A 26,825-nucleotide genomic window follows, 5' to 3' on the forward strand; every position below is an offset into this window, starting at 1 on the left:
GATCGCCACCGGCGCGTCCCAGGCGTTGCGGTCCACGGTGATCGTGTAGCCGCCGCGGGTCTCCTTGCTGTTCAGACACCCCCTAGCCCCGCACCTGCCCCAGCCACTGCAGCGTCCGTCGGATCTCCCCCGCCATCGGGTGGCCGGGCCCGCGCAGCCGCTCCACGTCGTGCAGCAGCCGGCCCAGCGTGTCGTGGGCGGCGCCGCGGTCGCCGAGGGCGAGCAGCAAGTGGCCCATGCGCCGCCGGACTTCGAGGGAGAGCTCGGGGTCCCCGGCGACGTACTGGTTCTCGTAGTACGGCAGCAGTGCGCGGTACTCCGCGAGCGCGGCGGCGGCTTCGCCGAGCTGCTCCAGGCACTGCGCGGCCTCGTAGCGGAAGCGCAGGGACTGCGGGTCGGACTGGCCGGCCTCGGCGGCGCGCTCGTCGGCCAGGCGGCGCAGTTCGGGCAGCGCGCGCCGGTACTGGCCGTCGTCCATGAGCGTGGCCGCGTACTGCTTGCGCAAGGTGCGTACGACGGGTGAGTGCTCGCCGTGCTCGGCTGCCGCCGCCGGGAGGATCGAGCCGAGGATGTCGACGGCCTGCGTGATGCGGCCCTCGCCGAGCAGCCGCTTGACCTCGTCGACCGCGCCCGCGACATCGGGCTTCGCCACGGCCGGGGCGGCCTGCGGCTGGGGCGCGGGCGTGCGGGCCCGGTCCGGCCAAGGGGCGTGCGGGCGCAGGAAGGGGCGCGTGGGGTCGAGTGGGGCGCCGGAGGGCATACCGCGCGCGGGCAGCAGCGGGAGCAGCTCCTCGTACGTCTCCTGCGCGGAGGCCGGGCGGTGCTGCGGGTCCTTGGAGAGCAGCCGCAGGACCAGGCTCTCCAGCGCCGGCGGCACCTCGGGGCGCAGCCGGCGCACAGGGAGCGGCGGTTCGTAGAGGTGGCGGTGGAGGACGCCTAGGGCCGTCGAGCCCGAGAACGGCACGTCTCCGCTGAGGAGTTCATGGAGCAGTACGCCGAGTGCGTACAGGTCCGTGTACGGGCCGACCGCGCCGCCCATCGCCTGCTCGGGGGCCATGTAGGCGGGGCTGCCGATGGGTGAGCCGGTGTGCGTGAGACGGGTGGTGTCCGTGTCCATCACCGACGCGACACCCAGGTCCAGGACGGTGACCGTGCCGTCCTGCTTGACCATCACGTTCCGCGGTTTCAGGTCGCGGTGCACGATCGGGACGGCGTGCACCGCGGAGAGCACGGCACACAGCTGGGCGGCCACGGCGACGGCCCACTGCCAGGGGTAGGGGTCGTGCTCGGCGAGGTGGTCGGAGAGGTCGGCCCCGTCGACGTACTGCATGACGAGGAACAGCTCCTCGCCCTCGCTGCCCGCGTCATGGACCGTGACCAGGCCGGGGTGGTCGACCTGCGCGGTGACGCGGCACTCGCGCACGAAGCGGCGGCGCAGCTCGTCGGCCTCCTGGCCCGCGACCTTGTCGGGGCGCAGGAGCTTGACAGCCACGCGCCGGTCGAGGCGCTGGTCGTACGCCGTCCAGACCTGACCCATGCCGCCCTGCCCGATGAGCGTGGACAGTTCGTAGCGGTCGGCGATCATGCGCCCTGTCACCCCCGTCGCCCCCGTCGACCCGGTCACCTGCCGCCCTCGGGGTTGCCCTCATGGTTGCTCTCGCGCTTGCGCAGATAGTCACTGAGCTCGTCGAGTTCGGCGCGCACCTGGTCGATCCGCGCGGGCGCGGGACGCTGCTGCGGCGGCTCGGCGGGCACCGGGGGCTGAGGCATCCGGGGCTGGGGCTGGGGTATTGGGGGCGCGGGCGCCATGGTCTGCGGGACCGTCGTGGCGGTGTACGGCGGCTGCTGGGGCTGCGGGTAGCCGTACGCGGGCGCCGGGGGCTGCTGCCGCGGTGCGTACGCCGCGAAGCGGAGCTGGTGGAAGTGCCGTACGTCCGCCGCCAGGTAGTACGAGATCACGATCACGAGCGTGCCCAGGAGCAGGGCCAGGCCCGTCCAGCCACCCACGGTGTGGATCTCGTCGCCCGGCTCCGAACCGAGCAGGACGAGGCCGAGCACCTCGGCCGCGAGCGCGGCCACCATCAGACTCCAGTCCAGCGTCTTGCGGGTCACGATGGCCAGGCGCAACAGCATCGTCCAGGAGAGGAGGCCGATGCTGAACACCGAGATCACCACGAAGAACACGCGCACGAAGACCAGCCACCCGGTCGGGGGCGGCTGCTTCACCGGCTGCGCGTAGCCGTGGCCTTGCATGGCTGCTCCTGGAGGCCTGATGAGGACGGACGGTTGAGACCGACGGGTGAGACGGTCGCGTTCGAAGTCCGAGCGTATAGGCCGACAAGGACAACCGGTCACCGGTTGTACCGAATGGTTGTCATACTGATCACTTCCCCTGCCCAACAGCGGCCCAGCAGTGGATTCAGCAGGGACTCAACCGTGGCTCAGCCGGGCGCGACCGTCCCGTCCGTGAGGCCGTCGTACATGCCGCGCACCAACTGCTCGCCGAGGCGCCCCGCACGTCGGAGGGCCTCCTCGAACTCGGCGAGTGCGCGGAACCGTTCCCCGTAGTGGCGCTGTTGGTCGAGCGGCAGTCGGGGCAGTTGGAGGCGGCGCACGTCGAGCCGGGTGGCGGTGGACGCGTAACTGCTGGCCTGGCGGTTGTTGGCGGTGCCGCGCAGGAAACCGGCGAGGAACCACGGGTCCAGGGACGCCGGATCGGGTCGCAGGAGCGTGAGGTTGCGGCCGAGCGCGGCGCCCGCGGTCCTCTCGTCGACCACGCGCGCGATGGAGCCGCCGCCGACCACGGGGACGACGACATCGCCCGGCTCGACGAGCACCGGCTCCTCGTCCCCTTCGGGGAGGGTGCCGGACGGAGCGGTTCCGGCGAGCACGTCGTGGTCGGTGAGCACGGGCACGCGCGCGGGAGCCGCATGTGTGCCCGTACGCAGCACCAGCGCGCCCCCGCGCGCGAGTTCGCCGACCGTGATCAGCGGCCAGCGGGCGGGTTGTGTGTGATCGGTCGCCGGAGGTGTGAGGGCGGCCGTCAGCCGGAGGGTCTCGCCGAGGCGTTCGCGTACGGTCCCCAGCTCCTCGGAGCCGGAGCCCGCGGCGGCCGGCGGCAGATGGCGGGCGGGGGCCAGGTCGACGTCGTCGTCGAGGAGCTCGATGACCGGCACCGCCCGGCTGCGCCCCGGCTGCTCCGTTGCCGTGCCGGTGCGTTCGAAGGGCCGCCAGGCGTCCAGCACCGCGGTCCGCACGGCCTGCCAGTCGAGACCGCCGCGGCCTTCGGTGGCCGCCTCACCGGTGTCCACGAGCAGCAACTCGGGCTGCGCCGGGGCCTTCTCGGGGCGACGCAGCACCCAGAGGTGGAGCGGGATGTTGTACGGGGGTGCCGCGCCGACGGGCAGGGCGATCACGGCCCGCAGGGCACCGCGGCGCAGCAGGTCGGCGCGGATGCGGCGGCCCGAGCGGCGGGAGGCGGCGGCGGGCGGCATGAGGACGACGGCGCTGCCGCCTTCCTTGACGTGGGCCAGCGAGTGTTGCACCCAGGCCAGTTCGGACTCGGTGCGGGCCGGGAAGCCGTACTCCCAGCGGGCGTCGTAGGCGAGTTCGTCGTGGCCCCAGTTGCGCTCGTTGAACGGCGGGTGGCACAGCACGGCGTCCGCCCTGACGCCGTCGTAGGCGTCGGCGCGCAGGCTGTCCCCGGCGGCGGTGCGGACGGTGGTGGCCTTGGCGTTCAGGGCGAGCCGCAGCCCGCTGAGCGCGGCCAGTTCGGGGGCGCTGTCCTGGGCGTACAGCTCCTGGGCGGGCTTGGGAGTCACGGCGCGCAGCAGAGCGCCGGTGCCGCACGCCGGGTCGAGGATCGTCCGGGCGGGGCCGGCGAGGTCGGCCATCAGCGCGGCGAGACCGGCCGGGGTGAGCGTGTACTGACGCGGGTTGGCGTCGAGGTGCCGGCCGAGCAGGAACTCGTACGTCTGCCGGGCGCCCAGCTCTGCGGCGAGTGCGGCGGCGCCGCGCAGGAGCGGGGCGGAGGGGAGCAGCTGGGGGCCGGTCGGGGCGTTCACAGCCCGGGCGGGGGCTGAGGGGGTGTTCACAGCCGGTCCGGGAGCTGAGGGGGTGTTCACAGCCCAGTCGGGGGCCGAGGGGGTGTTCACAGGGCGCTCGCGGGGTGGGCCGAAGCGGGGGGTGAGCACCTCGTCGAGCGCGGCGGGCAACCTCGCGGCGAGGCGTTCGTCGGAGCCGGCGCTCAGCTCCAGCCACACGGTGGGGCGGTCGTGGATGAGCAGGAGCGCGCAGCCGGCGTGCACGAGGGCGGTGACCGGGCCCTCGGGGTTTCCGGCGAGCTGCTGCCAGACGCGTTCACGCAGCGGAACTTCGGCGAGTTTTCCCTGGTCACGTAGCCATGTCTCGACTTCGGCGAGGGCGAAGGCCGGGCTGGTCTCGGTGCCGCCGACCGGCTTGGGGAAGTCGGCATGGCGGCGGCGCCAGTTACTGACGGCCGCGCGGCCGACTCCGGCGAGCCGTGCGATCCCGGCGGAGGTCACCTCTGTCGCGTTGTCCTGCACCTGCCCGGCTCCCCTCGTGCTGGCCTGCGCCTGACCCTGGCCTCGGCCATGACTCCGGCCATGACTCCGGCCCGGGCGCTGGTCTGTGACGTCGAGCATACCGACGTATGCAAGATCTCCCCCTTCACAGGCGTGTACATAACCTTCCCCGTGAACAGTGTTGACTCGGTTCACAAGCTCTGTTGTTATTGACCCACCGAACGAGCAGTCGCCGGAAAGAGGCGGTTGCCACCCTGGGGAGGGAACTGTCATGGGCACGAAGGGCAAGGTCGCGCTGGGGGCCGTCGTGGGCATCGTCGTCATCGGTGTGGTGTCGGCCAACGCGGGCAGCGGCGACGGGGGCTCGGGCGACAAGGGCAAGGACACGTCCGCCTCCGCCGAGCGCGAGTCGGGCTCGGGGACTGGTTCCGGGTCCGGTTCGGGGTCCGGTTCGGGGTCCGGTTCGGGGTCCGGTTCGGGGTCCGCCAAGAAGGCGGATTCCAACGCGGAGAAGACCGAGAAGAAGGCCGCGTTCGAGGGGGACGGCGACTTCGAGGTCGGCACGGACGTCAAGCCCGGCACCTACCGCACGACGGGCAACACCGACGACATGTGCTACTGGGAGCGTGCCAAGGACGCCTCGGGCGACATGGAATCGATCCTCGCCAACGACAACGTCAGCGGCACCAGTTACGTGACGATCGCGGCGGGCGACAAGCTCTTCAAGTCGAGCGGCTGCAAGGACTGGGAGGCCGTCGACGCCAAGGCGTCCGGTACCCCGGCCACGCAGATGAAGGGCGACGGCGGCATGCACAGAGTCGGCGTCGACATCGCCCCCGGCACCTACAAGTCCACCGGCAACACTGACGACATGTGCTACTGGGAGCGCACCAAGGACGCCACCCGGTCGATGGACTCGATCATCGCCAACAACAACGTGACCGGCACGGCCGTCGTCACCATCAGCGCCGGCGACGGCTACTTCAAGACCGTCGGCTGCAAGGACTGGAAGAAGACGGGCTGACGCCACGTGCATTGACGACGACGTCTCACCACGACCATCGGCTCCAGGATGCCCCAGGGCACTGGAGCCGATCGCCGTACGACCGGGCCGGGCTCGGAGTCGAGTCGCTGGCGCAGCACGGACTCAGAGCCGGTGTCGCACCCACACGTTGGGCTCGACGTACACCGCGTAACCGCGCTCCGGTTCGCAGTGCACCGGGCTCAGGGCGCCGGGCACCTCGACGGGGCCCTGCGCGGTGAAAGGCAGGCCGGTCCAGTCGCGCCACTCCTCCACCGAGGCGGCCACGGTCATGGAGGCCGGGGCCACCGCCTCGATGGCGCCGCCCGCACGGACATGGAAACGTGTGGACCCTCCTGCACGGCTCTGGCTACCATCCGCCGGTGCTGCACGCCGAGTTCCGCGACCCGTCCCTCGTGACCGTCTACGACGCTGAATGCCCGTGGTCACGAGAGGACGACTTCTTTCTGTCCGTTGTCAACGAGACCCCCGGCTCACAGGTGCTCGACCTGGGCTGTGGCACAGGTCGGCTCACCCTCGGCATCGCGGCTGCGGGCCACGCGGTGACGGGGGTCGACCCGGCACGGGCATCACTCGATGCAGCGCGTGCCAAGCCGGGTGCCGGGCGGGTCATCTGGGTGGAGGGCACCTCGTCGAACCTCCCGGATGCGTCGTTCGGCGTTGCAGTCATGACCAGTCACGTCGCACAGTTCTTCGTCGAGGACGACGATTGGACACGGACTCTCACCGATCTCAAGCGCTCCATCTTGCCGGGCGGCCGGCTCGTCTTCGACACTCGCGACCCGCGGGACCGCCGGTGGGAGCAGTGGAATCCGGTCGACTCCCGACGGCAGATCACGTTGCCGGACGGCGGGGCGGTAACCGTGTGGTCCGAGGTCACAGCCGTCCGGGACGGCGCAGTCAGCTTCACCCGTAGCTACACGTTCCCCGACGGTCAGGAACTGCTGAGCACTGCCACGCTCCGCTTTCGCGCGGAAGCGGACATCCGCTCCTCACTCCACAACGCAGGCTTCCGCATCGAGCACATCTACGGAGGCTGGAACCGCGAGCCCGTGGGCGCCGGGGACGGAGAGTTCCTGGTGATCGCTCGCGCCTGAGGCCTCAGCTCCGGGTCATCCACCGCACTGCTTCAGCATCATCTGCTTGTCCGGCGTGGTCACCGGCATCTCGTACTTGATGGCGACCTGGGCGAAACGGGCCGCGTAGGCACACCGGATCTGTTTGTTCGGCGGAAGCCAGGAGGCGGGGCCGGAGTCGCCCTTGGCCGAGTTGGTACGGCCGTCGACCGGGATCAAATTGAGCACGTCGTTCGCAAGCTGCTTGCGCTTGCTCAGGGGCCAGCGAGAGGAGCCCATCTGCCAGCTGTACGACAGCGGCACCACGTGGTCTATCTGCACCTCGGAAGCCTCCTGCTTGCGCCACTCGATGGTCTTTCCCGTGTACGGATCATGCAGCGTCATGGATATGACGACACAGTCAGAACCCGATCGGAATTGAAGGTCCTTGCCATCGCGATGGATCAGATCGTTTCGGGTGTCACAACCATTCCGTGCGAGGGGCACCCCGTCTGCCGTGTCCATCCAGGCGTAGCCGAACTCGGAGCGGGCGTAGCCGGTTTGAGGACCCCGGCCCTTGGTGGAGAGGGTCTCGATGAGCTTCCGGGCAGCAGCCTTGTCGGCATCGGACGTCACGGACGCGAGGCCCGGCTTCGTTCCGTCCGGGTTCTTCAGCGGGCTGACCGCGCGCCCGTCCGGCGCCCCTGCTCCGGCTCCCGTCGAAGAACTACCGTCGTCGAGTCCGTCACACCCGGAGACAAGAGCTAGAGCAGCCGCCAACGCCAACACCCTGCGGAGAAGTGAGCCCCGCGCCGCGCCCTTGTGCCTCACGTGCGTCTCAGAAAGCACAGCACGCCCCTCCCTTGCCTCCCCGGGTCCGCCCTGTGCGGGCGTGTTTCCCCGGTCCTCACGGTAGTGGGCGGAGGGCGCCGTCCATACCCGCATCCAACGGGCAATAGGTGCACACCGGGCGTATCGTCGGGGGTGACACACCTCCGGAAGGAGCTCCTGGATGGGCATCTTCGACAAATTCAAGAGCCATGCGAAGTCCAAGGGCAAGAACATGTCCGACGCCGCGGAACGGGAGACCAACGAGAGGACGGGCGGGAAGTACACCGACAAGGTCGACGACGCGCAGCAGAAGGTCGAAGGCGCGATGGGCATGGACCGCGACCGGCCCGACCGACCCGGCCGGCCCGACCAGCCGTAACCCGGAGACGCGAACAGCCGTGACCCGGAGACGCACGGAGGGTCGGCAGACCCACAGAACGTGAATGCAGAGGCCGTCCGCGCAGCGCAACTCCCGCGGGCGGCTTCACCTGTGTTCCGCGCCGGCCCATGTCATGGGCCCGCGTGTCAAACCTTCCCGATCCCCAGCGTCGTTTCCGAGGGCAGAAGTCCCGAGCCCAGTACCGCGACCCAGAACTCACCGAGCAGTTCGGTGAGGCGGGTGCGGTCGGCCGGGGTGAGGGCGCGCCAGGGGGCTGCGGCCAGTTGGTCCGTGTGGTGTTCGATCTCGGCGCGGAGGGCGCGGCCGGCGGGTGTGGCGGTGCCGGATTCGGTCACGAGGCCGCGCGCGACGAGGCGTTGACGGGCGGCGCTCCACTCCTCCGGGCTCCAGCCGCGGCTCTCGAAGCGCTCGACGGAGGCCGCACCGATCGCCGCGAACGAGACGAGGGCCTCCACCGGGTCGAGCCCGGCGACGAGCAGCGCAGCGAGATGACCGTCGCCGCGGTGCTCACGCAGGATCGTCGCCGCGTGCCACAACCGGAGGTGTGGAGCCTCGGGCCACGCCAACTCCGCGTTGGCGGCGGCCAGGGGACGACCGGCGGTGTTCGCGGCCTCGGCGGCCCGGCGCAGCAGTCCGGCGGCCTCGACCAGCTCGGGGCTCGTCACCCGGTCGCCGAATATCGCGCGGTACGCCCCGTCGATGCCCCGTTCCCTCGCCCTCAGTACGTCCGCGGGGCTCGCCTTCTGCCACGCGGAGTCGATGTGCTCGGCGACCATCCGCGGGCTGAAGCTGTAGAAGGCGGACGTCACGCGCCCGCTCCCGACCGCCCCCAACGGAGCGGCGCGCAACGGGAAGTACGTCGGCCAGCGCTCCCCCGTCCCGTACCCGAGCGCGGACGCCTGCTCGAAGACCTCCGGCGCGTAGTAGAGCACCGCGTGCAGAGGCTCCAGCAGGTGCCACAGCCGGCGCACTTCGCCGAGCTCGACGCCCGCCTCGACATCGCCGCCACCCTCGGTATCGCCGCCCGCCTCGATGTCGCCGCCCCCCTCGATATCGCCGCCACCCTGAACCATCTCGTCGACCTCACTGATCCCGCTGGCGCTCTTCGACATGGCACACCCGACCCGCCGTTCCCGTCACCGTCGGCCCGACAGCAACCGGCTACGACCCAAGGATCGTCGCCAGGAACTCCCCCGTCCAGCCCAGCAACTCCCGCCCCACCAATGGCTTCCCGCCCACCTTCGCCGTCTTCGGGCGGGGGACCAGGAGCTGGTGGGCGGCCGGCTTGATGACCGTCCCCGGGTACAGCCGCTTCAGGCGCAGCTCCTGCGACTCCCGCAACTCCACCGGCGCGAAGCGGATGTTGTTGCCCTGGAGCACGATCTCGCCGACGCCGCACGCCCGCGCGAGCATCCGCAGGCCCGCCACCAGGAGCAGGTTCTCGACCGGCTCCGGGAGCTTGCCGTAGCGGTCGACGAGTTCCTCCCGTACCGCCTTGACGTCCTCCTCCGTGTTGGCGGAGGCGATGGCGCGGTAGGCCTGCAGGCGCAGCCGCTCGCCGGGGGCGTAGTCGTGCGGGACGTGGGCGTCGACCGGAAGCTCGATCTTGACCTCGAGCGGCGGCTCCTCCTCCACCCCGCCCTCCAGCGACGCCCGGTAGTCGGCGACCGCCTCGCCCACCATGCGCACGTACAGATCGAAGCCGACACCCGCGATGTGACCCGACTGCTCGCCGCCGAGCAGGTTGCCCGCGCCGCGGATCTCCAGGTCCTTCATCGCCACGTACATGCCCGCGCCCATCTCCGTGTGCTGGGCGATGGTCGCGAGCCGCTCGTGAGCGGTCTCGGTCAGGGGCTTCTCCGGCGGGTAGAGGAAGTACGCGTAGCCGCGCTCCCTGCCTCGCCCCACCCGGCCCCGCAGCTGATGCAGCTGCGAGAGGCCGAAGTTGTCGCCGCGCTCCACGATCAGCGTGTTGGCGTTGGAGATGTCGATGCCGGATTCGACGATCGTGGTCGACACGAGCACGTCGAACCTCTTCTCCCAGAAGTCGACGACCACCTGCTCCAGAGCCTGCTCCCCCATCTGGCCGTGCGCCGTCGCGATACGCGCCTCGGGGACGATCTCACGCAGCCGCGCCGCCGCCCGGTCGATCGACTCGACCCGGTTGTGGATGTAGAAGACCTGGCCCTCACGCAGCAGTTCGCGGCGGATGGCCGCGCCGATCTGCTTCTCCTCGTACGGGCCGACGAAGGTCAGCACCGGGTGCCGCTCCTCCGGCGGGGTGGTGATCGTCGACATCTCGCGGATGCCCGTCACCGCCATCTCCAGCGTCCTGGGGATGGGTGTCGCGGACATCGTCAGCACATCCACATTCGCCCGCAGCTTCTTCAGCTGCTCCTTGTGCTCGACTCCGAAGCGCTGCTCCTCGTCGACGATGACCAGGCCCAGGTCCTTGAACTTCGTTTCGGAGGAGAACAGGCGGTGGGTGCCGATGACGACGTCCACGGCGCCTTCCCGCAAGCCCTCCAGGACCGCCTTCGCCTCCGTGTCGGTCTGGAAGCGGGACAGGGCGCGGACGTTCACCGGGAACTGCGAGTAGCGCTCGCCGAACGTCCCGAAGTGCTGCTGCACCAGCAGTGTGGTCGGCACCAGCACCGCCACCTGCTTGCCGTCCTGCACCGCCTTGAAGGCCGCGCGCACCGCGATCTCCGTCTTGCCGTAGCCCACGTCGCCGCAGATCAGGCGGTCCATCGGGACCGTCTTCTCCATGTCGTCCTTGACCTCGGCGATGGTGGTGAGCTGGTCGGGGGTCTCCGCGTACGGGAACGCGTCCTCCAGCTCGCGCTGCCACGGGGTGTCGGAGCCGAACGCGTGTCCGGGGGCCGCCATCCGGGCCGAGTACAGCTTGATCAGATCCGCCGCGATCTCCTTGACCGCCTTCTTGGCGCGCGCCTTGGTCTTCGTCCAGTCGGCGCCGCCGAGGCGGTGCAGGGTCGGCGCCTCGCCGCCCACGTACTTGGTGATCTGTTCCAGCTGGTCGGTGGGGATGTAGAGGCGGTCGCCGGGCTGGCCGCGCTTGGCCGGCGCGTACTCCACCACCAGGTACTCGCGGGTCGCGCCCTGCACGGTCCGCTGCACCATCTCGATGTAGCGGCCGACGCCGTGCTGCTCGTGCACGATGTAGTCGCCCGCTTCGAGGGTCAGCGGATCGATGGTCTTGCGGCGGCGGGCCGGCATGCGCGCGCCGTCCTTGCCGGCCGCCTTCTGGCCGGAGAGGTCGGTCTCCGTCAGGACCGCGAGCTTCAACGAAGGGTCCACGAAGCCGTAGTCGATGGAACCGCACGCCACATGGACGACGGAGGGACCGATCCCGGCGAGGTCCGTGTCGAGGCGCGCCGCGATGCCCTCGCCGCCCAGCACCTCCACCGTACGGGCGGCCGGGCCGTGCGCCTCGGTGACGTACACCGTGCGCCAGCCGTCGGCCAGCCACCCCTTGGTGTCCGCCAGAGCCCTGGCCGTGTCGCCGCGGTAGGTCTCGGGGGCGTGCATGCCGAGCTTCAACGTGTCCGCGATCCCCGCCGCGTCAGCGGCAGCTGTGAACGTCTCGTCCGCCGCGAACGGCGACACCGACCACCACATCATGTCCAGCTCGCGCGCCCGGTCCCGTACGTCCGCGATGGACCACAGGGACGCCGCGCCCACGTCGATCGGGGCCTCGCCGCCCCCGGCCGTCGCCGCCCAGGACGCCTGCAGGAACTCCTGCGACGTAGCCACCAGGTCCGCGGCCCGCGTCCGCACCCGCTCCGGGTCGCACACGACGGCCATCGAGCCCTTGGGCAGCACGTCGAGCAGCAGCTCCATGTCGTCGACCAGGACCGGAGCCAGGGATTCCATTCCCTCTACGGCGATCCCCTCGGCGATCTTTCCGAGCAGTTCGCCCAGCTCGGGGTGGGCCTCGGCCAGCCGGGCCGCCCGCTCCCGTACCTCGTCCGTGAGCAGCAGTTCACGGCACGGCGGCGCCCACACCCCGTGCTCGGCGACCTCCAGGGACCGCTGGTCGGCGACCTTGAAGTAACGGATCTCCTCGACGTCGTCGCCCCAGAACTCCACCCGAAGGGGGTGCTCCTCGGTGGGCGGGAAGACGTCGAGGATGCCACCGCGGACCGCGAACTCGCCGCGCTTCTCGACCAGCTCGACCCGGGAGTACGCGGCTGCCGCGAGCGCCTCGACGATCTCACCCAGGTCGGCCGTCTGCCCCGTGCGCAGCGCCACCGGCTCCAGGTCGCCCAGGCCCTTGACCTGCGGCTGAAGCACGGAGCGTACAGGGGCCACGACGACGGAGACCGGGCCGGTCTCGGGGTCGTCGGGGCGCGGGTGGGCCAGGCGGCGCAGGACGGCGAGGCGGCGGCCGACCGTGTCCGACCGGGGCGACAGCCGCTCATGCGGGAGCGTCTCCCAGGAGGGGTACTCCGCGACGGTGTCGGGCGGCAGGAGAGACCTGAGCGCCGCGGCCAGGTCCTCGGCCTCACGGCCGGTCGCCGTCACCGCCAGTACGGTGCGACGCGCCTCGCGGGCCAGCGCCGCCACGGCGAAGGGGCGGGCGGCGGGCGGGCCGACCAGGTCGACGTGCATCCGGTTGCCGTCGGTGGCGGCCCTCACCGCCTCCGCGAGGGCGGCGTCCTTGACGACGGCGTCGAGCAGACCGTGCAGGCTCATGAAGGGCTTCCATCCCGGGGAGTGGGCAACGCGAACCGCCCGACACGTGGAACGGGCCGGGGGTTTCCAGCGTACGTCGGCGGCGCGCTCCCTGTGGGGCGCAAGAGGTCTCGGGGTACCGGGGCCCCGCCCCGGACGGCCGCCGGAAGTCGCCCGAAGTGACCCACCCCACACTTCACCTCCGGCTGTCGACCGCACCCCGCGCCCCCGGCGTACACCCCTCGACACGTGATCACGTACCGGGAGCCGCATGACGACGTCGGGCCCGGTAGGGGAGGTGATCACCTCCCCTACCGGGCCCGCCCCCACGACCCCCGTGCGCGGTGGCTATTCGGTGGCGATCGCGTTCAGTACGTTCATCCGGCCCGCCCGGAACGCCGGGATCAGGGCGGCGAACAGGCCCACGAACGCGGACCCGATGAAGACGCCGATGATGGTCGGCCAGGGGATCTCCAGCACCTTCAGCCCCTCCAGGGCGAGCAGCTGCTGGGCGGTGGCGCCCCAGCCCATGCCCAGGCCGAGGCCCAGCAGGGCGCCGAAGAGGGCGATGACGACCGACTCCAGGCGGATCATGCGGCGCATCTGGCGGCGCGACAGACCGATGGCCCGCATGAGGCCGATCTCCCGGGTCCGCTCGACGACCGACAGGGCCAGGGTGTTCACCACACCCAGGATCGCCACGATGATCGCGAGGGCCAGCAGCCCGTAGATCATGTTCAGGAGCTGGCCGATCTGGTCCTTCAGGGCTTCCTTGTAGTCGGTCTGGTCACGGACGGCGTACTGCGGGTAGTCGTCCAGTGCCGCCTTCAGCGACTTGTACGCGGCCGCCTCCTGGCCGTCCTTCGCCGAGCCGAAGAGCAGGACGTCGAGCGGCATCTTGTCGGCGGGGACGTACTTGGCCACCGTCGCGATCGACACGTACATCGCGCCCTTGTCGATGACGACGTCGTCGCTGGTGATCGCGCGGACCGTCAGCGCGGCCGTCGTACCGTCCTTGAAGTCGACCTCGACCTTCGAGCCGAGCTCGAGCCCGTGCTCCTTCGCGAAGCCCTCGAAGACCGACATCGAGTTGGGCCGGTAGGCGTCCGCGAGGTTCCCGGCGACCGTCTTGGTGCGCAGGTCCGTCGCGTACGACGGGTCGGCGGCGTTGATGGTCTCGTCCTTGGACGTCTTGCCGTCCGGCGTGGACAGCGCGGCGTCCAGCACCTTGTACTCGGTGAACCGCTCCATGCCCTCCGCCGACTTCGCGGCCTCGACCGCCTGCGGGGTGATCAACTGGCCGCTGTCGGACTGGATGATGAAGTCGGTGCCGACGGTTTTGTCCAGCTGGTCCGTCGCCGAGGCGACCATCGAGGAGCCCACCACGGACAGGCAGGCGACGAGCGCGAGACCGATCATCAGGGCCGCCCCCGTGGCACCCGTGCGGCGCGGGTTGCGCAGCGCGTTGCGCTCGGCCATTCGCCCGACCGGGCCGAAGATCCGCAGGAGTACGGCGCTCAGGACGCGGACCACGCCGGCCGCGAGCAGCGGGCCGATGACGACGAAGCCGATCAGGCTCAGCACCACGCCGCCGCCCAGCCACATCGCGCCCTCGCTCGCCTTGTCGGCCGCAGCCGCCAGGTACAGGGCGTAGCCGCCGGCGCCCGTGAGGACGAGGCCCAGCACGGCCCGTACGACGCCGGCCTTGGCGTCCGCCGGAGCGCCGGCGTCGCGCAGGGCGGCCATCGGCGGGACCTTGCCCGCGCGGCGGGCGGGCAGGTACGCGGCGAGCACGGTGACCACGACGCCGAGCACCAGGCCGGCCACCGGGGTGGACCAGACGACGGTCAGGTCGTCCGTGGACAGATTCATCCCCATGGCACCCATGAGCTTCATCAGCCCGATCGCGATCCCCACACCGGCGCCCACGCCGAGCACCGAGCCGAGGACACCGAGCAGCAGCGCCTCGACCAGGACCGAACGGTTGACCTGCCTGCGGCTGGACCCGATGGCCCGCATCAGGCCGATCTCGCGGGTGCGCTGGGCGACCAGCATCGAGAAGGTGTTGATGATGAGGAAGATGCCGACGAGGAAGGCGATCCCGGCGAAACCGAGCATCGCGTACTTCAAGACGCCCATGAGGTCCTGGACGTCCTCGGAGTTGGCGTCCGCGACCTCCTTGGCGGTCTGCACCTTGTAGGCACCGTCGAGGCCGGCCGCGACGTTCTTCTTCAGCTGCGCGTCGCTGACCCCGGCCGTCGCGGTGACGTTGATGTTGGTGTAGACGTCGGACTCGCCGACCAGGGCCTGCTGGGCGGTCTTCGTGTCGAGGTAGAAGATCGCGGCACCGGGGTTGGTGACGGTGAAGTCGGCGATGCCGGAGACCTTCGCCTTGTGCGTACCGACCGCCGTGATGACACCGATCTCGTCGCCGAGCTCGAGGTCGTGCTTGTCGGCGGTGTCCGCGTCGACCATGATCTGGTCCGGGCCTCGCGGCGCGTTCCCGGAGGAGATCTTCATCGTCCGGGCTTCGTTGGCGTTCCAGTTGCCGACGATGGTCGGTGCGCCGCTGGTGGGCGAGAGGCTGTCCTTGTCGGCGTCGATGACGGTCACCGAGGTCGAGAAGACAGTGCCCTCGGCCGACTTGACCCCGTCGGCCCCCCGCACCCGGCCGAGCACGGAGGCGGGCATGACCGGCGGCTTGCCGTTGTCGGCCTGCGTCTCACCGGTGTCCGACGCGTCCTTCGTGCTGACCGTGACGTCGGACGAGGTGGCGGCGAAGAGCTTGTCGAACGTCGTGTTCATGGTGTCCGTGAACACCAGCGTGCCGCAGACGAAGGCCACCGACAGCATCACCGCCACCGCCGACAGAGCCATCCGCCCCTTGTGCGCGAAGAAGTTGCGCATCGAGGTCTTCAGGACAGTCATGACGTACGCCCCCGGGCGTCGAAGTCCTTCATGCGGTCCAGGACCTGATCGGCCGTCGGCTGGTACATCTCGTCGACGATCCGGCCGTCGGCGAGATACAGCACACGGTCCGCGTACGAGGCGGCGTTCGGGTCGTGCGTGACCATCACGATGGTCTGACCGAGCTCGGTCACGGACCGCCGCAGGAAGCCCAACACCTCCGCGCCCGCACGGGAGTCCAGGTTTCCGGTCGGCTCGTCACCGAAGATGATCTCGGGCCGGGCAGCCAGCGCACGGGCCACGGCGACGCGCTGCTGCTGTCCGCCGGAGAGCTGGGCGGGCCGGTGCTTGAGCCGGTCGGCGAGGCCGACGGTCTCGACGACCTGGTCCAGCCAGCCCTTGTCCGGCTTCCGCCCCGCGATGTCCATCGGCAGCGTGATGTTCTCTATCGCGTTCAGCGTCGGCAGCAGGTTGAACGCCTGGAAGATGAAGCCGATCCGGTCCCGGCGCAGCTGCGTGAGCTTCTTGTCCTTGAGGCCGGTGATCTCGGTCTCGTCGAGGTGAATCTGACCGCTCGTCACGGTGTCGAGCCCGGCGAGGCAGTGCATCAGCGTGGACTTGCCGGACCCGGAGGGGCCCATGATCGCGGTGAACTGGCCCCGCGCGATGTCCACGTCGATGTGATCGAGGGCGACGACGCGGGTCTCACCGGACCCGTACGCCTTCACGACCTGCCGCGCCCGCGCGGCAACGGCCGTACGCCCTCCAGTGCCCCCGTGCCTGGGAATGGTCACAGCCGATGTCACGGTATATCTCCTATGCCGGTTGATGGCTTGTGCGTGCGCTTCCGCATGTACTTCTGCGTGCTTGGCTACGTCGATAAGTCTGGCGTCGGGGGGTGTTCCGGCGCGCTGGTGCTCAGCGCAGTCTTTTGCTGGGGAAAACCCCACCCCCGCGGCGTAAAGCCAGGTTAAGGACGGTCACCGCCCCGTCTCCTCCTCCGGCGGTACGAACCCTCCCCGAGCCGTAGTACGGAGGAACCCCTAGGGGCTCTCCACCCTTAGGGGGAGCCCGCCTCGGGGTCACCTCCCCCCGCAAGCCCAGTCAGCGTCCACCCTCCCCCGACGTGAGGGTCAAGTGGGAGGCTGTCGTGCGGCAGATAGGTGCAGGGGGAAGGAATCCAGTGGGCCAGGGAGACAGCCAGGAAGACACGGAGATACCGGGCGCGCAGGAGGACGCGCTCACCGCGAAGCGCACCGACATCCGACGACGCCGCGCCGTCGTCGCCGCCCTGATGCTCTCCATGGCGCTGGCCGTGCTCGACTCCACCATCGTGTCGACGGCCGTACCGCAGATCGTCGGCGACCTCGGCGGCTTCTCGGTCTTCTCCTGGCTGTTCTCGGGATACCTACTGGCCGTGACGGTCACACTCCCGGTGTACGGCAAGCTCTCCGACACCTTCGGCCGCAAACCGGTCCTCGTCGCGGGCGCGGTCCTCTTCCTCCTCGGCTCCCTCCTCTGCGCCACCGCCTGGAACATGGCCGCGCTCATCGCCTTCCGCATCGTCCAGGGCCTGGGCGGCGGCGCCCTCCAAGGCACGGTGCAGACACTCGCCGCCGACCTCTACCCACTCAAGGAGCGCCCGAAGATCCAGGCCAAGCTGTCCACCGTGTGGGCGACTTCGGCGGTCGCGGGCCCGGCACTCGGCGGGGTCCTGGCGGCGTACGCCGACTGGCGCTGGATCTTCCTGATCAACCTGCCTATCGGGGCGGTGGCGTTGTGGCTGATCGTCCGCCATCTGCACGAACCGGAACGCGCCCCACGGAGGAAAGGCCCCCGCATCGACTGGGCGGGCGCGCTCGCCGTGTTCGCCTGCGGCGGCGTCCTGCTGACCGCGCTGGTGCAGGGCGGGGTGGCGTGGGAGTGGCTGTCCGCCCCCTCCCTCGCCCTGTTCGGTACGGGACTCGCGCTGGTCGGCGTCGTCGTGGTGATCGAGCGCCGGGCGGCCGAGCCGATCATCCCCGGGTGGGTGTGGCGGCGCCGCACGATCGCGGCGGTGAACCTGGCGCTGGGCGCGCTGGGCCTGTTGATGGTCGCCCCCACGGTCTTCCTCCCCACCTACGCGCAGGCGGTCCTCGGACTGGCCCCCGTCGCCGCCGGATTCGTCCTCTCCGTATGGACGTTGAGCTGGCCGGTGTCGGCGGCGCTCAGCCAGCACGTCTACCGCCGGATCGGCTTCCGCAACACCGCGCTGATCGGCATCGGCGCGGCGACCCTGATCCTGCTGGCCTTCCCGTTCCTCCCCTACCCGGGCTCCCCCTGGCAACCGGCCCTGCTGATGCTGTTGCTGGGCGGCGCCCTCGGCCTCTTCCAACTCCCGCTGATCATCGGCGTCCAGTCGACCGTCGACTGGGACGAACGCGGCACTGCGACGGCGTCGATACTCTTCTGCCGCCAGACCGGCCAGACGGTGGGCGCGGCACTGTTCGGCGCGGTCGCCAACGGGGTGCTGGCCGCGCGGCTCGGCGGCGCCGGCGACCTGGACGCGGTGACCCGGACACTGGACGCGGGCACGCCGACCGAGCATGTGCGGCACGCGGTCGCCGACGCCGTCCACGCCGTGTACCTGGGCGCGGCCGGCGCCGCCGCGCTCGCCTTCCTGGCCCTGCTGCTCGTGGCACCGCGACGCTTTCCGGTGCTCGACAGCCCTGGGGACTGAGGAGTTCGCCGCGCCGAGCAGGACGGTCACTGGTCCGCTCGGCACCTCGGACACTCACAGGGCGGAAAACGGCAGGGCGACTCGATGGGGGCGGCTTCCCTGACAGGCTGGTACGTCGTCCGCGGCCCCCAGGTCCGCCCGCCGTCGCGGGACACCCTCAGGGTGAGGTACGCACCGGGCGGGTCCATGTCCTGAGCTTCCATCACATCGCCTTCCACTCTCCGTGTCGATACGAACACAGAGTGGCGTCACCATGGATAGCCTCAACAGGTAGCTGAGCGTGACAACGGAAGCCGCACCAGGGGGAGCTGCACACATGGCGATCGAGGACAACCCGCGCTCACGGGAGAAGTACGGCGAGGAACTGAAGCGACGCCGGGAGGCCGCCGGGCTCACCCAGGAGGAGCTGAGCCAGCGTGCGGTGATGTCACGCACGCACATCGCCCACATCGAGGCGGGGCGGAGAAGACCGGACGTACGGGACGCGGAGCGGCTGGACCAAGTGCTGGACGCGGGAGGGTTCTTCGTACGGTTCCTGCCGACGCTGGACGGCAAGAGGGTGGCGGAACACTTTGCGGAGGCCGCGGAGCTGGAGCGACAGGCCACCCTCATCAAGGAGTACGCCAGCACGCTCGTCCCAGGGTTTCTGCAGACGGAGACGTACGCGTACGAGGTGCTCAGCTCCGGCTATCCGCCCAAGAGCGACGAGCAACGGGACAGACTGCTCGCCACACGCCTCGAACGAACCCACATCCTCGACACCTTCGGCTCACCGCTGGTGTGGGTGCTCTTCAGCGAGGCGGTGCTGCGCCAGGTGATCGGCAGCCCGTCGGCCATGTGCGAACAGCTTCAGCACATCATGAAGTTGGGGGAGAGCCGTCGCATCCGCGTGCACGTGCTCCCCTTCCGGGCCGGTGCCCACGCCCTGCTCGAAGGCCCGGTCAAGCTCATGTGGTTCGAGGACCTCCCTCCCGTCGCCTACGCGGAGGGCTTGAAGTCGGGCCGGATTTGGGAAACACCGTCCGTGGTGCGCCAATGCGAGGACGTCTACGATCATGCGCTGGGCGACGCGCTGTCGCACCGCAAGTCCCTGGATCTGATCAGGTCGGTCGCGGAGGATTACGAGCATGAAGCGCAGCAAGCACACCGTCCCTGACGCATCGGTACTGACCTCCTGGCGCAAGTCCAGCTACAGCGGCGGCAACAGCGGCGAATGCCTCGAAGTGGACGACGCGGTTCGCCCCGCCCACGTCCCCGTCCGCGACAGCAAGAACCCCACCGGCCCCGCCCTCGTCTTCTCGGCGCCCGCCTGGACTGCGTTCATCACCGCACTCACCGCGACCACGCGCTAAGCCCATCTTGCGAATCAGCTGCTCGCCGGTCGGGACTGGAGGTTGGCGCTGTGGGCGCCTGTGGGTGAGGTTGCCGTTGGGCCGCCCGCTTCTTGGTCAGTGTCATGCTTCCGCGAACCGAGTAAAGGGCGCTCCGCTCCGCTACGCGTCGGCTACGCCGATCGGCCTCCGGCCGACCCTTGACACGGCTCGCTCCAGCACGGGTGAGAAGCGAGCGGACGGCCCCGAAAGACGGGTGGCCCAGGTCGGTTCGCGTCTCGGGTGGGTTCAGAGATGAGCCGGTGCCGACGGGCGCGCTCCCTCCTCGCCTGCACGCCGGGTCGGCTCAGCGGCTTGCGGCGAGTGGGAGGGTGCGCACCAGCAAGGTGGCGGCACGCCGGGCCCGATCGGCGACGGGCGGCGAGTGGGGGACAGGGGATGCCCGGGCCCCTGGACGGCAGAGAACGGCGCCTCCAGGATGCGGGCAGCGGGTAGCGGGGCAGGACCGAGTAATTGGCACGAATGGGCCAGCCTGCGGGAGAAGAACCTGCCAGTTCGGGGCCCGTCGTGGCCCAAACTCCCCAATTACCTCTTCAAGTGTGGTGGGAGTGCCGAGTGCGCCTGGTGTGACAGGCGGGGTGTGTCCTTGCTGCTCCTGCCTTCCTTCCGCTTGCACGCCGCCGCTCCGCCCCCGGGTCAACCGGCCGCAAGCCGCCAGGCCCACCCGGCGTGCCGCCACCCCGCTGACGCGCACCCCCCACTCGCCGCAAGCCGCCGATCCGGCCCGGCGTGCAGGCGAGACGCGACCGCGTCCCCCGTCCACCCCGGCCCGCAACCCAACCCACCTCACCCGCAAGCCAACCTGGGCCACCCGTCTCTCCGGGCCGCCCGCTCGCTTCTCCCACGTGCTGGAGCGAGCTGAGTCAAGGGTCGGCCGCAGGCCGATCGGCGAAGCCGACGCGGAGCGCAGCGCAGCGCCCTTTACTCGGGTCGCGGAAGCACGACACTGACCAAGAAGCGGGCGGCCCCGACGGCCACTTGAAAACGCCGATGAGCAAGCCCACCAGACCGTTTCTTCCAGATTCTTCCGGGTCGTCCGATCGCTGACCTAGCGTCTTCCTGGGCCCCGCCCTCCTCATCGCGGCCCCGCCTGGTCGGCCTTCGTCACTTCTCTCGGTCGAACCAGGCCGTGGCCTCCGGCAGGAACAGCAGGACGACCACGGGCAGCCCGAGCACGATCCGCAGCGCGGCGTCCACGAACTCCGCGGGCGCCGCCGCGCCGAGTGCCTTGCCGAACGACGGCAAGACCACAAACACCATCACCACGATGGTCGTGATCCGAACCCCACCCCGCGCGCTGCCGTCGTACGTCAGGGCGAACAGCGCGCACACCCAGACCAGGATCCACGGCGCCATCAGCTGTCCCATGCCGTAGGACGTCAGTCCGTTCTCCAGCGCGAGCATGACCACCAGCCCTGCTACCGCCAGCGCGAACACCAGCACTTGGGCCGCGCGCACCTGGCGGGGCATCACGTCCTCACGAGTCTCACTCATTTCTTCCGTTCCAAAGTAAGCCCGGAGGCCCCGCAGAATTCGAGGAATTCACGCGGCGCCCTCGGAACGCAGTCGGCACTGGTCGTGCGAGTCAGCCCGAGGGCCGCAGCTCGCGGTACTTCGCGGACAGCAGCGGGCCGAGGTGTTCGACGACTCCGTGTCCCGGTTCGTGCTTGTAGGGCAGTTGGCACAGGAACGACGTCACGATCACTTCGGTGACGTCGGGGATCCCGTGTCCCAGCTGCCGCTCCAGGAACTCCAACGTGGCGCGCCAATCGGGCGCCTCGGGGTCCTTGCCGAGGTAAGTCGACGACGGCCGGTGTCACGTTTCTTGGTCCAGGGGAGAGTAACCAGCGGTACTTCCGTGACCAAGTGGGTTTCGTGAGGCGCTCCTCACGGTTTATTCACAGAAAAAGCGCACCACTGACTGCCTCGAACAACGACGCCCCCTGACGGCGTCCGTCACCGCCCGGGCGGGAGCCAGGCCGTAGCACCAGCCCGTCAGCCCGTCAGCCGCCACGAGTGCACGTGCTCCAGGTCAGCGTCTGCCCCCACCGGCCCGATCCTCAGGCACCGTTGCCGGCCTTTCCGTTGAACGCCTCCCGGCGGATGAGGTCGAGGAAACTCGGCGTGTTCTGGGTGGTGCGCACGTCGACGAAGGCGCGCACGTGGCGGTCGTCGCCGACGGCCTGGCGCAGCAGTTCGCGCGCGAGGTCGGCCCGCGCGGTGTACCGGCCCGGGAGTCGCGCCGTGCCGACCTGGTAGTCGCTGACCACGTCCGTGTCGAACAGACCGCCGGGGCGTATGACCGTCCAGTCGCGGTCGCTCTCGCGGACGATGTCCTCCATGCGCCGCATGTCGTCGTAGACGGTGCGCCCCATGAAACGCGCGATGGACGGCTCCAGCACCTTCCGGAAGAAGAAGCTCTCGCCGGGCGCCGCCGTCCCGAACAGCACGGTCGAGGTCACCGCGACCAGGCGCCGGACGCCGTGCTTGGTCATGGCCTGGGTGATGTGCGTGATCCCGGCGGAGTACACGGTGACGGGGCTTCGGCTGTAGGGAACGCCGAGCGCCGAGATCACCGCGTCCTGCCCGGCCACGGCACGTTCGACCGCGGCGGGATCGAGTACGTCCGCCGCGACCACACGCAGTCGCGGACGACCGCTCAGCGGAAAGGTCTCGGGGTGGCGGGTGACGGCGGTGACCGTGTGTCCCGCGGCGCTCGCCTGCTCGGCGGTCTGCCGCCCGGTCGGTCCGTTCGCCCCGAAGATGACGATATTCACTGGTATGCCCCTCTGGTGCGTCAGGTGCGTCTGGCACGTCTGGTACGTCGTGCATGACGGTTCTGCCACCAAGAGGGGCGAGGCGGCGGCGAGTGTGACGTCGGCGGGCGCCGGTGAGACCTGGACCACACTCAGCAGCCCCCGGCGCATGTCACTCCACCGGGGCCCGCCCCGTCAGGGTCGTGAGGCTCGTGCGTACGTGGTCCATGTGCTCCTGTACGTCGTCCCACCGCTCCCCGTGTTCGCGCAGCACCCGCTCGGTCTCGCGGGCGATGCGGTCCTCACGGACGCGAGCCTCGGCAAGCACCTCCGCGGCACGGGCCACCGCGTCCTCCTGCCCGTGCCGGGTCGCCTCCTCGGCCTCGGCGAAGGCGCGCTCGGCCTCGGCGAGGGCCGCCTCGGCGTGCGCCGCGCGCTCCACGTGATGCGCGTCGAGCGCCGCCTCCCGCTCGACCGCCGCGCGCTCCTCCTCTTCCCAGCGCTCGGCGTTCTCCTTCTCCTGCTCGGCGAGGAGCCCTTCCGTGCGCTGCCGCACCTCGCGCAGCGCGGCCAGCGCCTCCCCGCGGTTCTCCTTGATGTCACGGCGGGCCGAGATCCGCATCTCGTCGGCCTCGGCGCGGGCGGCGAGGAGCCGCTGCCGGGCGCGTTCCTCGGCCTCGGCGCGCACTTCGTCGGCGTACGCCTGGGCGGCCTCGCACACCTGGCGCCCCGCGGCCCGGGCCTCGTCGACGACGCGCTGGGCCTCGCGGCGCGCGGTGTCCCGTACGGACGCGGCCTCCTCCTCGCCGAGTTCGAAGATCCGGCGGGCGCGCTCGCCGAGCGTCTCGTACGTCTGCGGGGCGAGCCGCGTCACGACCTCGCGCAGTTGCTGCGCCTCCGCGTCCATCTCCTTGGCCAGGACGGTCAGCCGGGCCGCCCGTTCCCAGGCGGCGTCGCGGTCCCGCGAGAGGGCCGCGGCGTACGCGTCGGCCTGCTCGGGACGGTACCCGCGTCCCCGTACGGCCACGAAGCCGTGCGGCGACACCGATGCGTTGCTCATCCTCGAACCCCTCTTCGACATGCTCGACTTGCTCCGACATGCGACGTACAACATGATTTGGCGCACATCTTGGCGGATCGGACTGAAGTGTTCATAACGCGACACTCCGCCCATTCGTTCAGTCGACGTTGGGACACAAAAGGGCCGGGCCCGGTCGATCGACCGGGCCCGGCCCTCTCGCAGTCAGATTTACCGTCGGATCAGAGCAGTCCGTCCCACATCTGCTCCAGCAGCACCGACCACCAGCTTTCCGGGGAGCCGAGCGCCGCCGGGTCGAGGGAGGCGAGCTGGGCCTGGAAGTCGACGGTCCAGCGGCCCGCCTGCTCCTGGTTCAGCCCGTAGCGCAGCCGCCACATCCGGCCGAGCAGGGCCAGGCAGCGGGCGAACTCGGGCAGGCCCGAGTTGACGAACTGCGGCGGCACCACGGCACCGCCGGGACCCGCCTCCACCGGCACGGCCACGATGTTCGCCGTGCCGTACTGGACACAGATCGCCTTGCCGAAGTCGCTGCCCATGACGAGGTACGAGCCCGCGTCGGGGGCAGGCTTCACCCCGCGCTCCTGCGCCAGTTCGGCGAGCGTCGGAACCGGGCGGCCCGGCTGGGCCTGCGCCCAGAAGAACGGGCCCATGTCCACCGGGAGCCCGGCCACCACCAGGGTGTGCGCCACGATGTTGGGCACCCCCTGCCGGGAGACCGCGGCCTGGTCGAACCGGAACAGGCCCGGCCCGAACGCCGCCGCCAGCTCCTGCCCGATCGCCTCCGGCGGGATCGGCGGCGCCGGCTGCACCGGCGGAATCGGCGCACGCACCGGCGCCGGGCGCGCCGGGCCGTCCGCCACCTGGTGCAACTCGCCCTGATGCGCGAGGAGTTGGTGCATTCCCTGCTGCCGGCTCGCGTGATCCGTGCCGTACGGGGCGATGCTCGTGATCCGCGCCTGCGGCCACGTCTCCCGGATCATCCGGGCGCAGTACGCACCCGGCAGCTCGCACGACTCCAACTCCGTGTGCAGCTCCAGCACTTGCTGCGGCGGCACGTTCATCGCGCGCAGCTCGTGCAGGATCTGCCACTCCGGGTGCGGGGTGCCCGGCGCCGAACGCCGGATCAGCTGCTGCTCCGAGCCGTCCTGCGCGCGGTAGCGCAGTACGGCCTGGTAGCCGGGGCCGACGGTCGGCTGACCGGTCGGGGGGTAGCCGTACGCCGGGGGCTGCGCGCCGGGGGGCATGGGCTGACCCGGGGGCATCGGCTGACCGGGGGGCATGGGCTGACCCGGCATGGGCAGCTGACCCGGCATCGGCTGCGGGGCGCCATGGGGGGCACCGGGGGCCTGTGGGGGCGGCGGTGCGCCGGGGGCGCCGACCGGGGCACCGACCGGCGGGCCGGACAGCATCGTCGCGGCGTGATGGACACCACCGGGGGGCGGCGTGCCTGGAGCACCGGGCGCGCCGGGGGGCTTGGGGGCGCCCGGAGTTCCCGGGGCGCCCGGGGCCGCCGGGGGCTGGGGTGGGCCGGGGACGCCGACCGGCGGGCCGGACAGCATCGTCGCGGCGTGATGGACACCACCGGGGGGCGGCGTGCCCGGAGAGTTCGGAGCGCCGGGCGCGCCAGGCCCACCAGGCGCTGCCGGGCCCTCGGGCCCGTCCGAACCGAGCTGCGAGACGAGCTGCGTCGGTACGTACCCGCCCGCCGGGGTGCCCGGAGCACCGGGCCCGGACGACGGAGGCGTACTCCCCGGCCGCGCACCCGGCACGCCCGGGGCGCTCGGCGGAGGCGGCGCGCTCGGGCCACCGCCCCGCGCGCCCCGCGGAGGCGCCTGCGCCTTGCTCGTCGCGGCGTCGGCGATGTCACCGGCGTTCGGGGGCAGCCGCCGCGGGGGCGCGCCAGGAGCACCCGAACCTGCGGGCGGCTGCGGGGAGTTCGGAACGCCGCCCGGCCCCTGCGGGTAGCCGTACCCCGGAGGAGGCGTGCCCTGCGGGCCGGCGGGAGCAGGAGTGCCCGGGGGCGGAGGCGGAGCCGCGGAAACGCCACCGGGCACCTGCGGGAACCCATACGCAGGCGCACCGGGAGGCAGAGTACCTGGCACACCGGGCGGCGGAGTCGCGGAAACGCCCCCCGGACCCTGCGGGAAGCCGTACCCCGACCCACCCGAAGCAGGCGTGCCCTGCGGGCCAGCGGGAGCAGGAGTGCCCGGAGGCGGAGGCGGAGCCGCCGGAACGCCACCCGGACCCTGCGGGAAGCCGTACCCCGACGCACCCGAAGGAGGCGCGCCCTGCGGGCCGGCGGGAGCAGGTGCAGCGGGGGGCGGAGTACCAGGCGCGCCCGGACCCTGCGGGTAGCCGTACGACGGCGGGCCCTGGGGGGCGCCGGGGCCCCACGGCGCGTCCGCGGGCGGCGCGACGGGAGCCTGCGGTGCGCCGGGCGCCTGCGGTGCGCCGGGCGTCTGCGGTGCGCCGGGGCCGGCGGCGGCCGCATCCTGCGGGAAACCGGACGGGGATGCCGGGTCGGCGTCCTCGATCGCGGGGGTCTGCGCCGTGCGCGGGAGTTGGCTGCCGCCGGACATCAGGGCCGTCTTGGCGTCCGGGATCGCACCGGGCGGCGGCATACCGTCGTCGTCCACGTCGGTCAGCGGCGGTGCGAACACCGTCGCCGGAAGCGGTACGGAACGGTCATCGCCCGCGTCCGCGGTGGTGTCCGTCCCCGCCCACGGCGTCACATCGCTCGGCACGCCCGGCGCTCCTACGGCGTCCCGCGGACCCGAGTCCTGTTCGTCACCGGCCGCGGCTGCGGCGGGCCACGGTGTGGCTCCGCCGGGAACCGCGGGAGAAGGCGGAGGGGCGGTGTGCGACCCCGACGACGGAGCCGTCGAACCGCCGCTCCCGGAAACCCCGTTGGCGGAGCCGCCGCCCAAGGAAGCCGGACCGGCGGCCCCAGCCGCCGTAGCCGGAGCCGGGCGAATCCAACCCCCGTCGGACGGCGTCGCGCCAGACCCCGGACCACCCGACGTACCACCGGGCGTACCGCCGGACGCCCCCGCCCGCCGGTCCGGAATCCCCAGCTTGTCCGCGGCCTCCTGCAACCACTCCGGGGGGGTCAGCAAGAACGACGTCTGGTTCAGGTCGACCCGAGCCGGAGGCGCCGGCGCCGGTTCCGGGGACGTGTCCCGGACCCCGTACTCCTCCTCGTACCGGCGAATCACCTCACCCACCGGCAACCCGGGCCAGAGCGTCGCCTCGCCGCTGTCCCGCGCGATGACGAGCCGCTGCGCGCCCCCGTCGGAACGCGGGCCGTCGGCGCGGTCCTCCGCCCAGACGACGAAGCCGAGTTCGAACTCCCGCACCCGCACCTCACGGTGCTGGTACCCGGCCACATCGCCGTTGATCCACTCTTCCGCGCGCTCCTGCGCCTGCGCGAAGGTCACCATCGGACG

The 26,825-nt window shown here is 71.1% G+C and carries 19 protein-coding genes and 1 pseudogene; 6 read left to right on the plus strand and 14 right to left on the minus strand.

Annotated elements, in window-relative coordinates:
- Positions 1 to 82: 82 nt before the first annotated feature.
- From ACX28W_RS13780 to ACX28W_RS13790, 3 genes are all read right to left on the minus strand, one after another.
- Positions 83 to 1,585: a serine/threonine-protein kinase gene (locus tag ACX28W_RS13780; protein ID WP_458999199.1), complete on the minus strand. Its 1,503-nt coding sequence runs from the start codon at positions 1,583 to 1,585 to the stop codon at positions 83 to 85.
- Positions 1,586 to 1,620: 35 nt separating this feature from the next.
- The gene (locus tag ACX28W_RS13785; protein WP_458999200.1) at positions 1,621 to 2,253 is read right to left on the minus strand and encodes a hypothetical protein; all 633 of its coding nucleotides are present in this window, start codon (positions 2,251 to 2,253) and stop codon (positions 1,621 to 1,623) included.
- Positions 2,254 to 2,441: 188 nt separating this feature from the next.
- Positions 2,442 to 4,565 carry an N-6 DNA methylase gene (locus tag ACX28W_RS13790; RefSeq protein ID WP_458999201.1) on the minus strand — a complete coding sequence of 708 codons (2,124 nt, stop codon included), beginning with the start codon at positions 4,563 to 4,565 and terminating at the stop codon, positions 2,442 to 2,444.
- Between the two features lie 250 nt (positions 4,566 to 4,815).
- Here ACX28W_RS13790 and ACX28W_RS13795 point away from each other — a divergent pair, with 250 nt between their 5' ends.
- A complete protein-coding gene (locus ACX28W_RS13795) occupies positions 4,816 to 5,568 on the plus strand; it encodes a hypothetical protein (RefSeq protein ID WP_458999202.1) in 753 nt (250 codons plus the stop codon).
- 123 nt (positions 5,569 to 5,691) lie between these two features.
- On the opposite strand, the pseudogene ACX28W_RS13800 reads toward ACX28W_RS13795, so the two are convergent.
- Positions 5,692 to 5,910, minus strand: a pseudogene (locus ACX28W_RS13800) (N-acetyltransferase); the annotation flags it as partial.
- Positions 5,911 to 5,948: 38 nt separating this feature from the next.
- On the opposite strand from ACX28W_RS13800, the gene ACX28W_RS13805 reads away from it, so the two are divergent.
- Positions 5,949 to 6,683, plus strand: a complete 735-nt coding sequence (locus ACX28W_RS13805) for a class I SAM-dependent methyltransferase (RefSeq protein WP_458999203.1) — start codon at positions 5,949 to 5,951, stop codon at positions 6,681 to 6,683.
- 15 nt (positions 6,684 to 6,698) lie between these two features.
- Here ACX28W_RS13805 and ACX28W_RS13810 read toward each other — a convergent pair whose 3' ends face one another.
- Positions 6,699 to 7,430: an HNH endonuclease family protein gene (locus ACX28W_RS13810; RefSeq protein ID WP_458999205.1), complete on the minus strand. Its 732-nt coding sequence runs from the start codon at positions 7,428 to 7,430 to the stop codon at positions 6,699 to 6,701.
- A 223-nt stretch (positions 7,431 to 7,653) separates the two neighbouring features.
- Between ACX28W_RS13810 and ACX28W_RS13815 the strand changes: the two genes are divergently transcribed.
- The gene (locus ACX28W_RS13815; RefSeq protein ID WP_458999206.1) at positions 7,654 to 7,851 is read left to right on the plus strand and encodes an Rv0909 family putative TA system antitoxin; all 198 of its coding nucleotides are present in this window, start codon (positions 7,654 to 7,656) and stop codon (positions 7,849 to 7,851) included.
- Between the two features lie 146 nt (positions 7,852 to 7,997).
- Here the strand turns inward: ACX28W_RS13815 and ACX28W_RS13820 are convergent, their stop codons facing one another.
- The 4 genes from ACX28W_RS13820 to ACX28W_RS13835 all read right to left on the minus strand — a co-directional run bounded on the left by ACX28W_RS13820 (position 7,998) and on the right by ACX28W_RS13835 (position 16,280).
- Complete coding sequence (locus tag ACX28W_RS13820; protein WP_458999208.1) at positions 7,998 to 8,984, minus strand: SCO6745 family protein; 987 nt, start codon at positions 8,982 to 8,984, stop codon at positions 7,998 to 8,000.
- Positions 8,985 to 9,033: 49 nt separating this feature from the next.
- Positions 9,034 to 12,588, minus strand: a complete 3,555-nt coding sequence (gene mfd / locus ACX28W_RS13825; RefSeq protein WP_458999209.1) for a transcription-repair coupling factor — start codon at positions 12,586 to 12,588, stop codon at positions 9,034 to 9,036.
- A 327-nt stretch (positions 12,589 to 12,915) separates the two neighbouring features.
- Entirely contained in the window at positions 12,916 to 15,495 is a 2,580-nt protein-coding gene (locus tag ACX28W_RS13830; RefSeq protein WP_458999210.1) for an ABC transporter permease, read from the minus strand.
- Positions 15,492 to 16,280, minus strand: a complete 789-nt coding sequence (locus ACX28W_RS13835) for an ABC transporter ATP-binding protein (protein ID WP_458999211.1) — start codon at positions 16,278 to 16,280, stop codon at positions 15,492 to 15,494. The genes ACX28W_RS13830 and ACX28W_RS13835 overlap by 4 nt, the downstream gene beginning before the upstream one ends.
- Positions 16,281 to 16,690: 410 nt before the next feature.
- On the opposite strand from ACX28W_RS13835, the gene ACX28W_RS13840 reads away from it, so the two are divergent.
- From ACX28W_RS13840 to ACX28W_RS13850, 3 genes are all read left to right on the plus strand, one after another.
- Positions 16,691 to 18,193 carry an MFS transporter gene (locus tag ACX28W_RS13840; protein WP_458999252.1) on the plus strand — a complete coding sequence of 501 codons (1,503 nt, stop codon included), beginning with the start codon at positions 16,691 to 16,693 and terminating at the stop codon, positions 18,191 to 18,193.
- Between the two features lie 316 nt (positions 18,194 to 18,509).
- Positions 18,510 to 19,349 (plus strand): helix-turn-helix domain-containing protein, encoded by an 840-nt coding sequence (locus ACX28W_RS13845; RefSeq protein ID WP_458999212.1) that lies wholly within the window; start codon positions 18,510 to 18,512, stop codon positions 19,347 to 19,349.
- Complete coding sequence (locus tag ACX28W_RS13850; RefSeq protein WP_458999214.1) at positions 19,321 to 19,545, plus strand: DUF397 domain-containing protein; 225 nt, start codon at positions 19,321 to 19,323, stop codon at positions 19,543 to 19,545. The genes ACX28W_RS13845 and ACX28W_RS13850 overlap by 29 nt, the downstream gene beginning before the upstream one ends.
- Before the next feature lie 1,143 nt (positions 19,546 to 20,688).
- Here the strand turns inward: ACX28W_RS13850 and ACX28W_RS13855 are convergent.
- The 5 genes from ACX28W_RS13855 to ACX28W_RS13875 form a co-directional block, all read right to left on the minus strand.
- Positions 20,689 to 21,078 carry a hypothetical protein gene (locus tag ACX28W_RS13855; protein WP_458999215.1) on the minus strand — a complete coding sequence of 130 codons (390 nt, stop codon included), beginning with the start codon at positions 21,076 to 21,078 and terminating at the stop codon, positions 20,689 to 20,691.
- Between the two features lie 91 nt (positions 21,079 to 21,169).
- The gene (locus tag ACX28W_RS13860; RefSeq protein ID WP_458999217.1) at positions 21,170 to 21,340 is read right to left on the minus strand and encodes a hypothetical protein; all 171 of its coding nucleotides are present in this window, start codon (positions 21,338 to 21,340) and stop codon (positions 21,170 to 21,172) included.
- Positions 21,341 to 21,644: 304 nt separating this feature from the next.
- Positions 21,645 to 22,361: an NAD(P)-dependent oxidoreductase gene (locus ACX28W_RS13865; protein ID WP_458999218.1), complete on the minus strand. Its 717-nt coding sequence runs from the start codon at positions 22,359 to 22,361 to the stop codon at positions 21,645 to 21,647.
- A gap of 151 nt (positions 22,362 to 22,512) precedes the next feature.
- Positions 22,513 to 23,400 carry a cellulose-binding protein gene (locus ACX28W_RS13870; RefSeq protein ID WP_458999219.1) on the minus strand — a complete coding sequence of 296 codons (888 nt, stop codon included), beginning with the start codon at positions 23,398 to 23,400 and terminating at the stop codon, positions 22,513 to 22,515.
- 200 nt (positions 23,401 to 23,600) lie between these two features.
- Positions 23,601 to 26,819: an SUKH-4 family immunity protein gene (locus tag ACX28W_RS13875; RefSeq protein ID WP_458999220.1), complete on the minus strand. Its 3,219-nt coding sequence runs from the start codon at positions 26,817 to 26,819 to the stop codon at positions 23,601 to 23,603.
- Positions 26,820 to 26,825 lie beyond the last annotated feature (6 nt).

It is taken from the genome of Streptomyces sp. SD15 (assembly GCF_054462255.1).

What these genes read in the sequence shown, in the direction of transcription:
- ACX28W_RS13875 (WP_458999220.1), bottom strand. Translation starts at nt 26,819, where the DNA reads ATGGTGACCTTCGCGCAGGCGCAGGAGCGCGCGGAAGAGTGGATCAAC.
- ACX28W_RS13780 (WP_458999199.1), bottom strand. Translation starts at nt 1,585, where the DNA reads ATGATCGCCGACCGCTACGAACTGTCCACGCTCATCGGGCAGGGCGGC.
- ACX28W_RS13785 (WP_458999200.1), bottom strand. Translation starts at nt 2,253, where the DNA reads ATGCAAGGCCACGGCTACGCGCAGCCGGTGAAGCAGCCGCCCCCGACC.
- ACX28W_RS13870 (WP_458999219.1), bottom strand. Translation starts at nt 23,400, where the DNA reads ATGAGCAACGCATCGGTGTCGCCGCACGGCTTCGTGGCCGTACGGGGA.
- ACX28W_RS13820 (WP_458999208.1), bottom strand. Translation starts at nt 8,984, where the DNA reads ATGTCGAAGAGCGCCAGCGGGATCAGTGAGGTCGACGAGATGGTTCAG.
- ACX28W_RS13845 (WP_458999212.1), top strand. Translation starts at nt 18,510, where the DNA reads ATGGCGATCGAGGACAACCCGCGCTCACGGGAGAAGTACGGCGAGGAA.
- ACX28W_RS13815 (WP_458999206.1), top strand. Translation starts at nt 7,654, where the DNA reads ATGGGCATCTTCGACAAATTCAAGAGCCATGCGAAGTCCAAGGGCAAG.
- ACX28W_RS13830 (WP_458999210.1), bottom strand. Translation starts at nt 15,495, where the DNA reads ATGACTGTCCTGAAGACCTCGATGCGCAACTTCTTCGCGCACAAGGGG.
- ACX28W_RS13855 (WP_458999215.1), bottom strand. Translation starts at nt 21,078, where the DNA reads ATGAGTGAGACTCGTGAGGACGTGATGCCCCGCCAGGTGCGCGCGGCC.
- mfd (WP_458999209.1), bottom strand. Translation starts at nt 12,588, where the DNA reads ATGAGCCTGCACGGTCTGCTCGACGCCGTCGTCAAGGACGCCGCCCTC.
- ACX28W_RS13795 (WP_458999202.1), top strand. Translation starts at nt 4,816, where the DNA reads ATGGGCACGAAGGGCAAGGTCGCGCTGGGGGCCGTCGTGGGCATCGTC.
- ACX28W_RS13850 (WP_458999214.1), top strand. Translation starts at nt 19,321, where the DNA reads ATGAAGCGCAGCAAGCACACCGTCCCTGACGCATCGGTACTGACCTCC.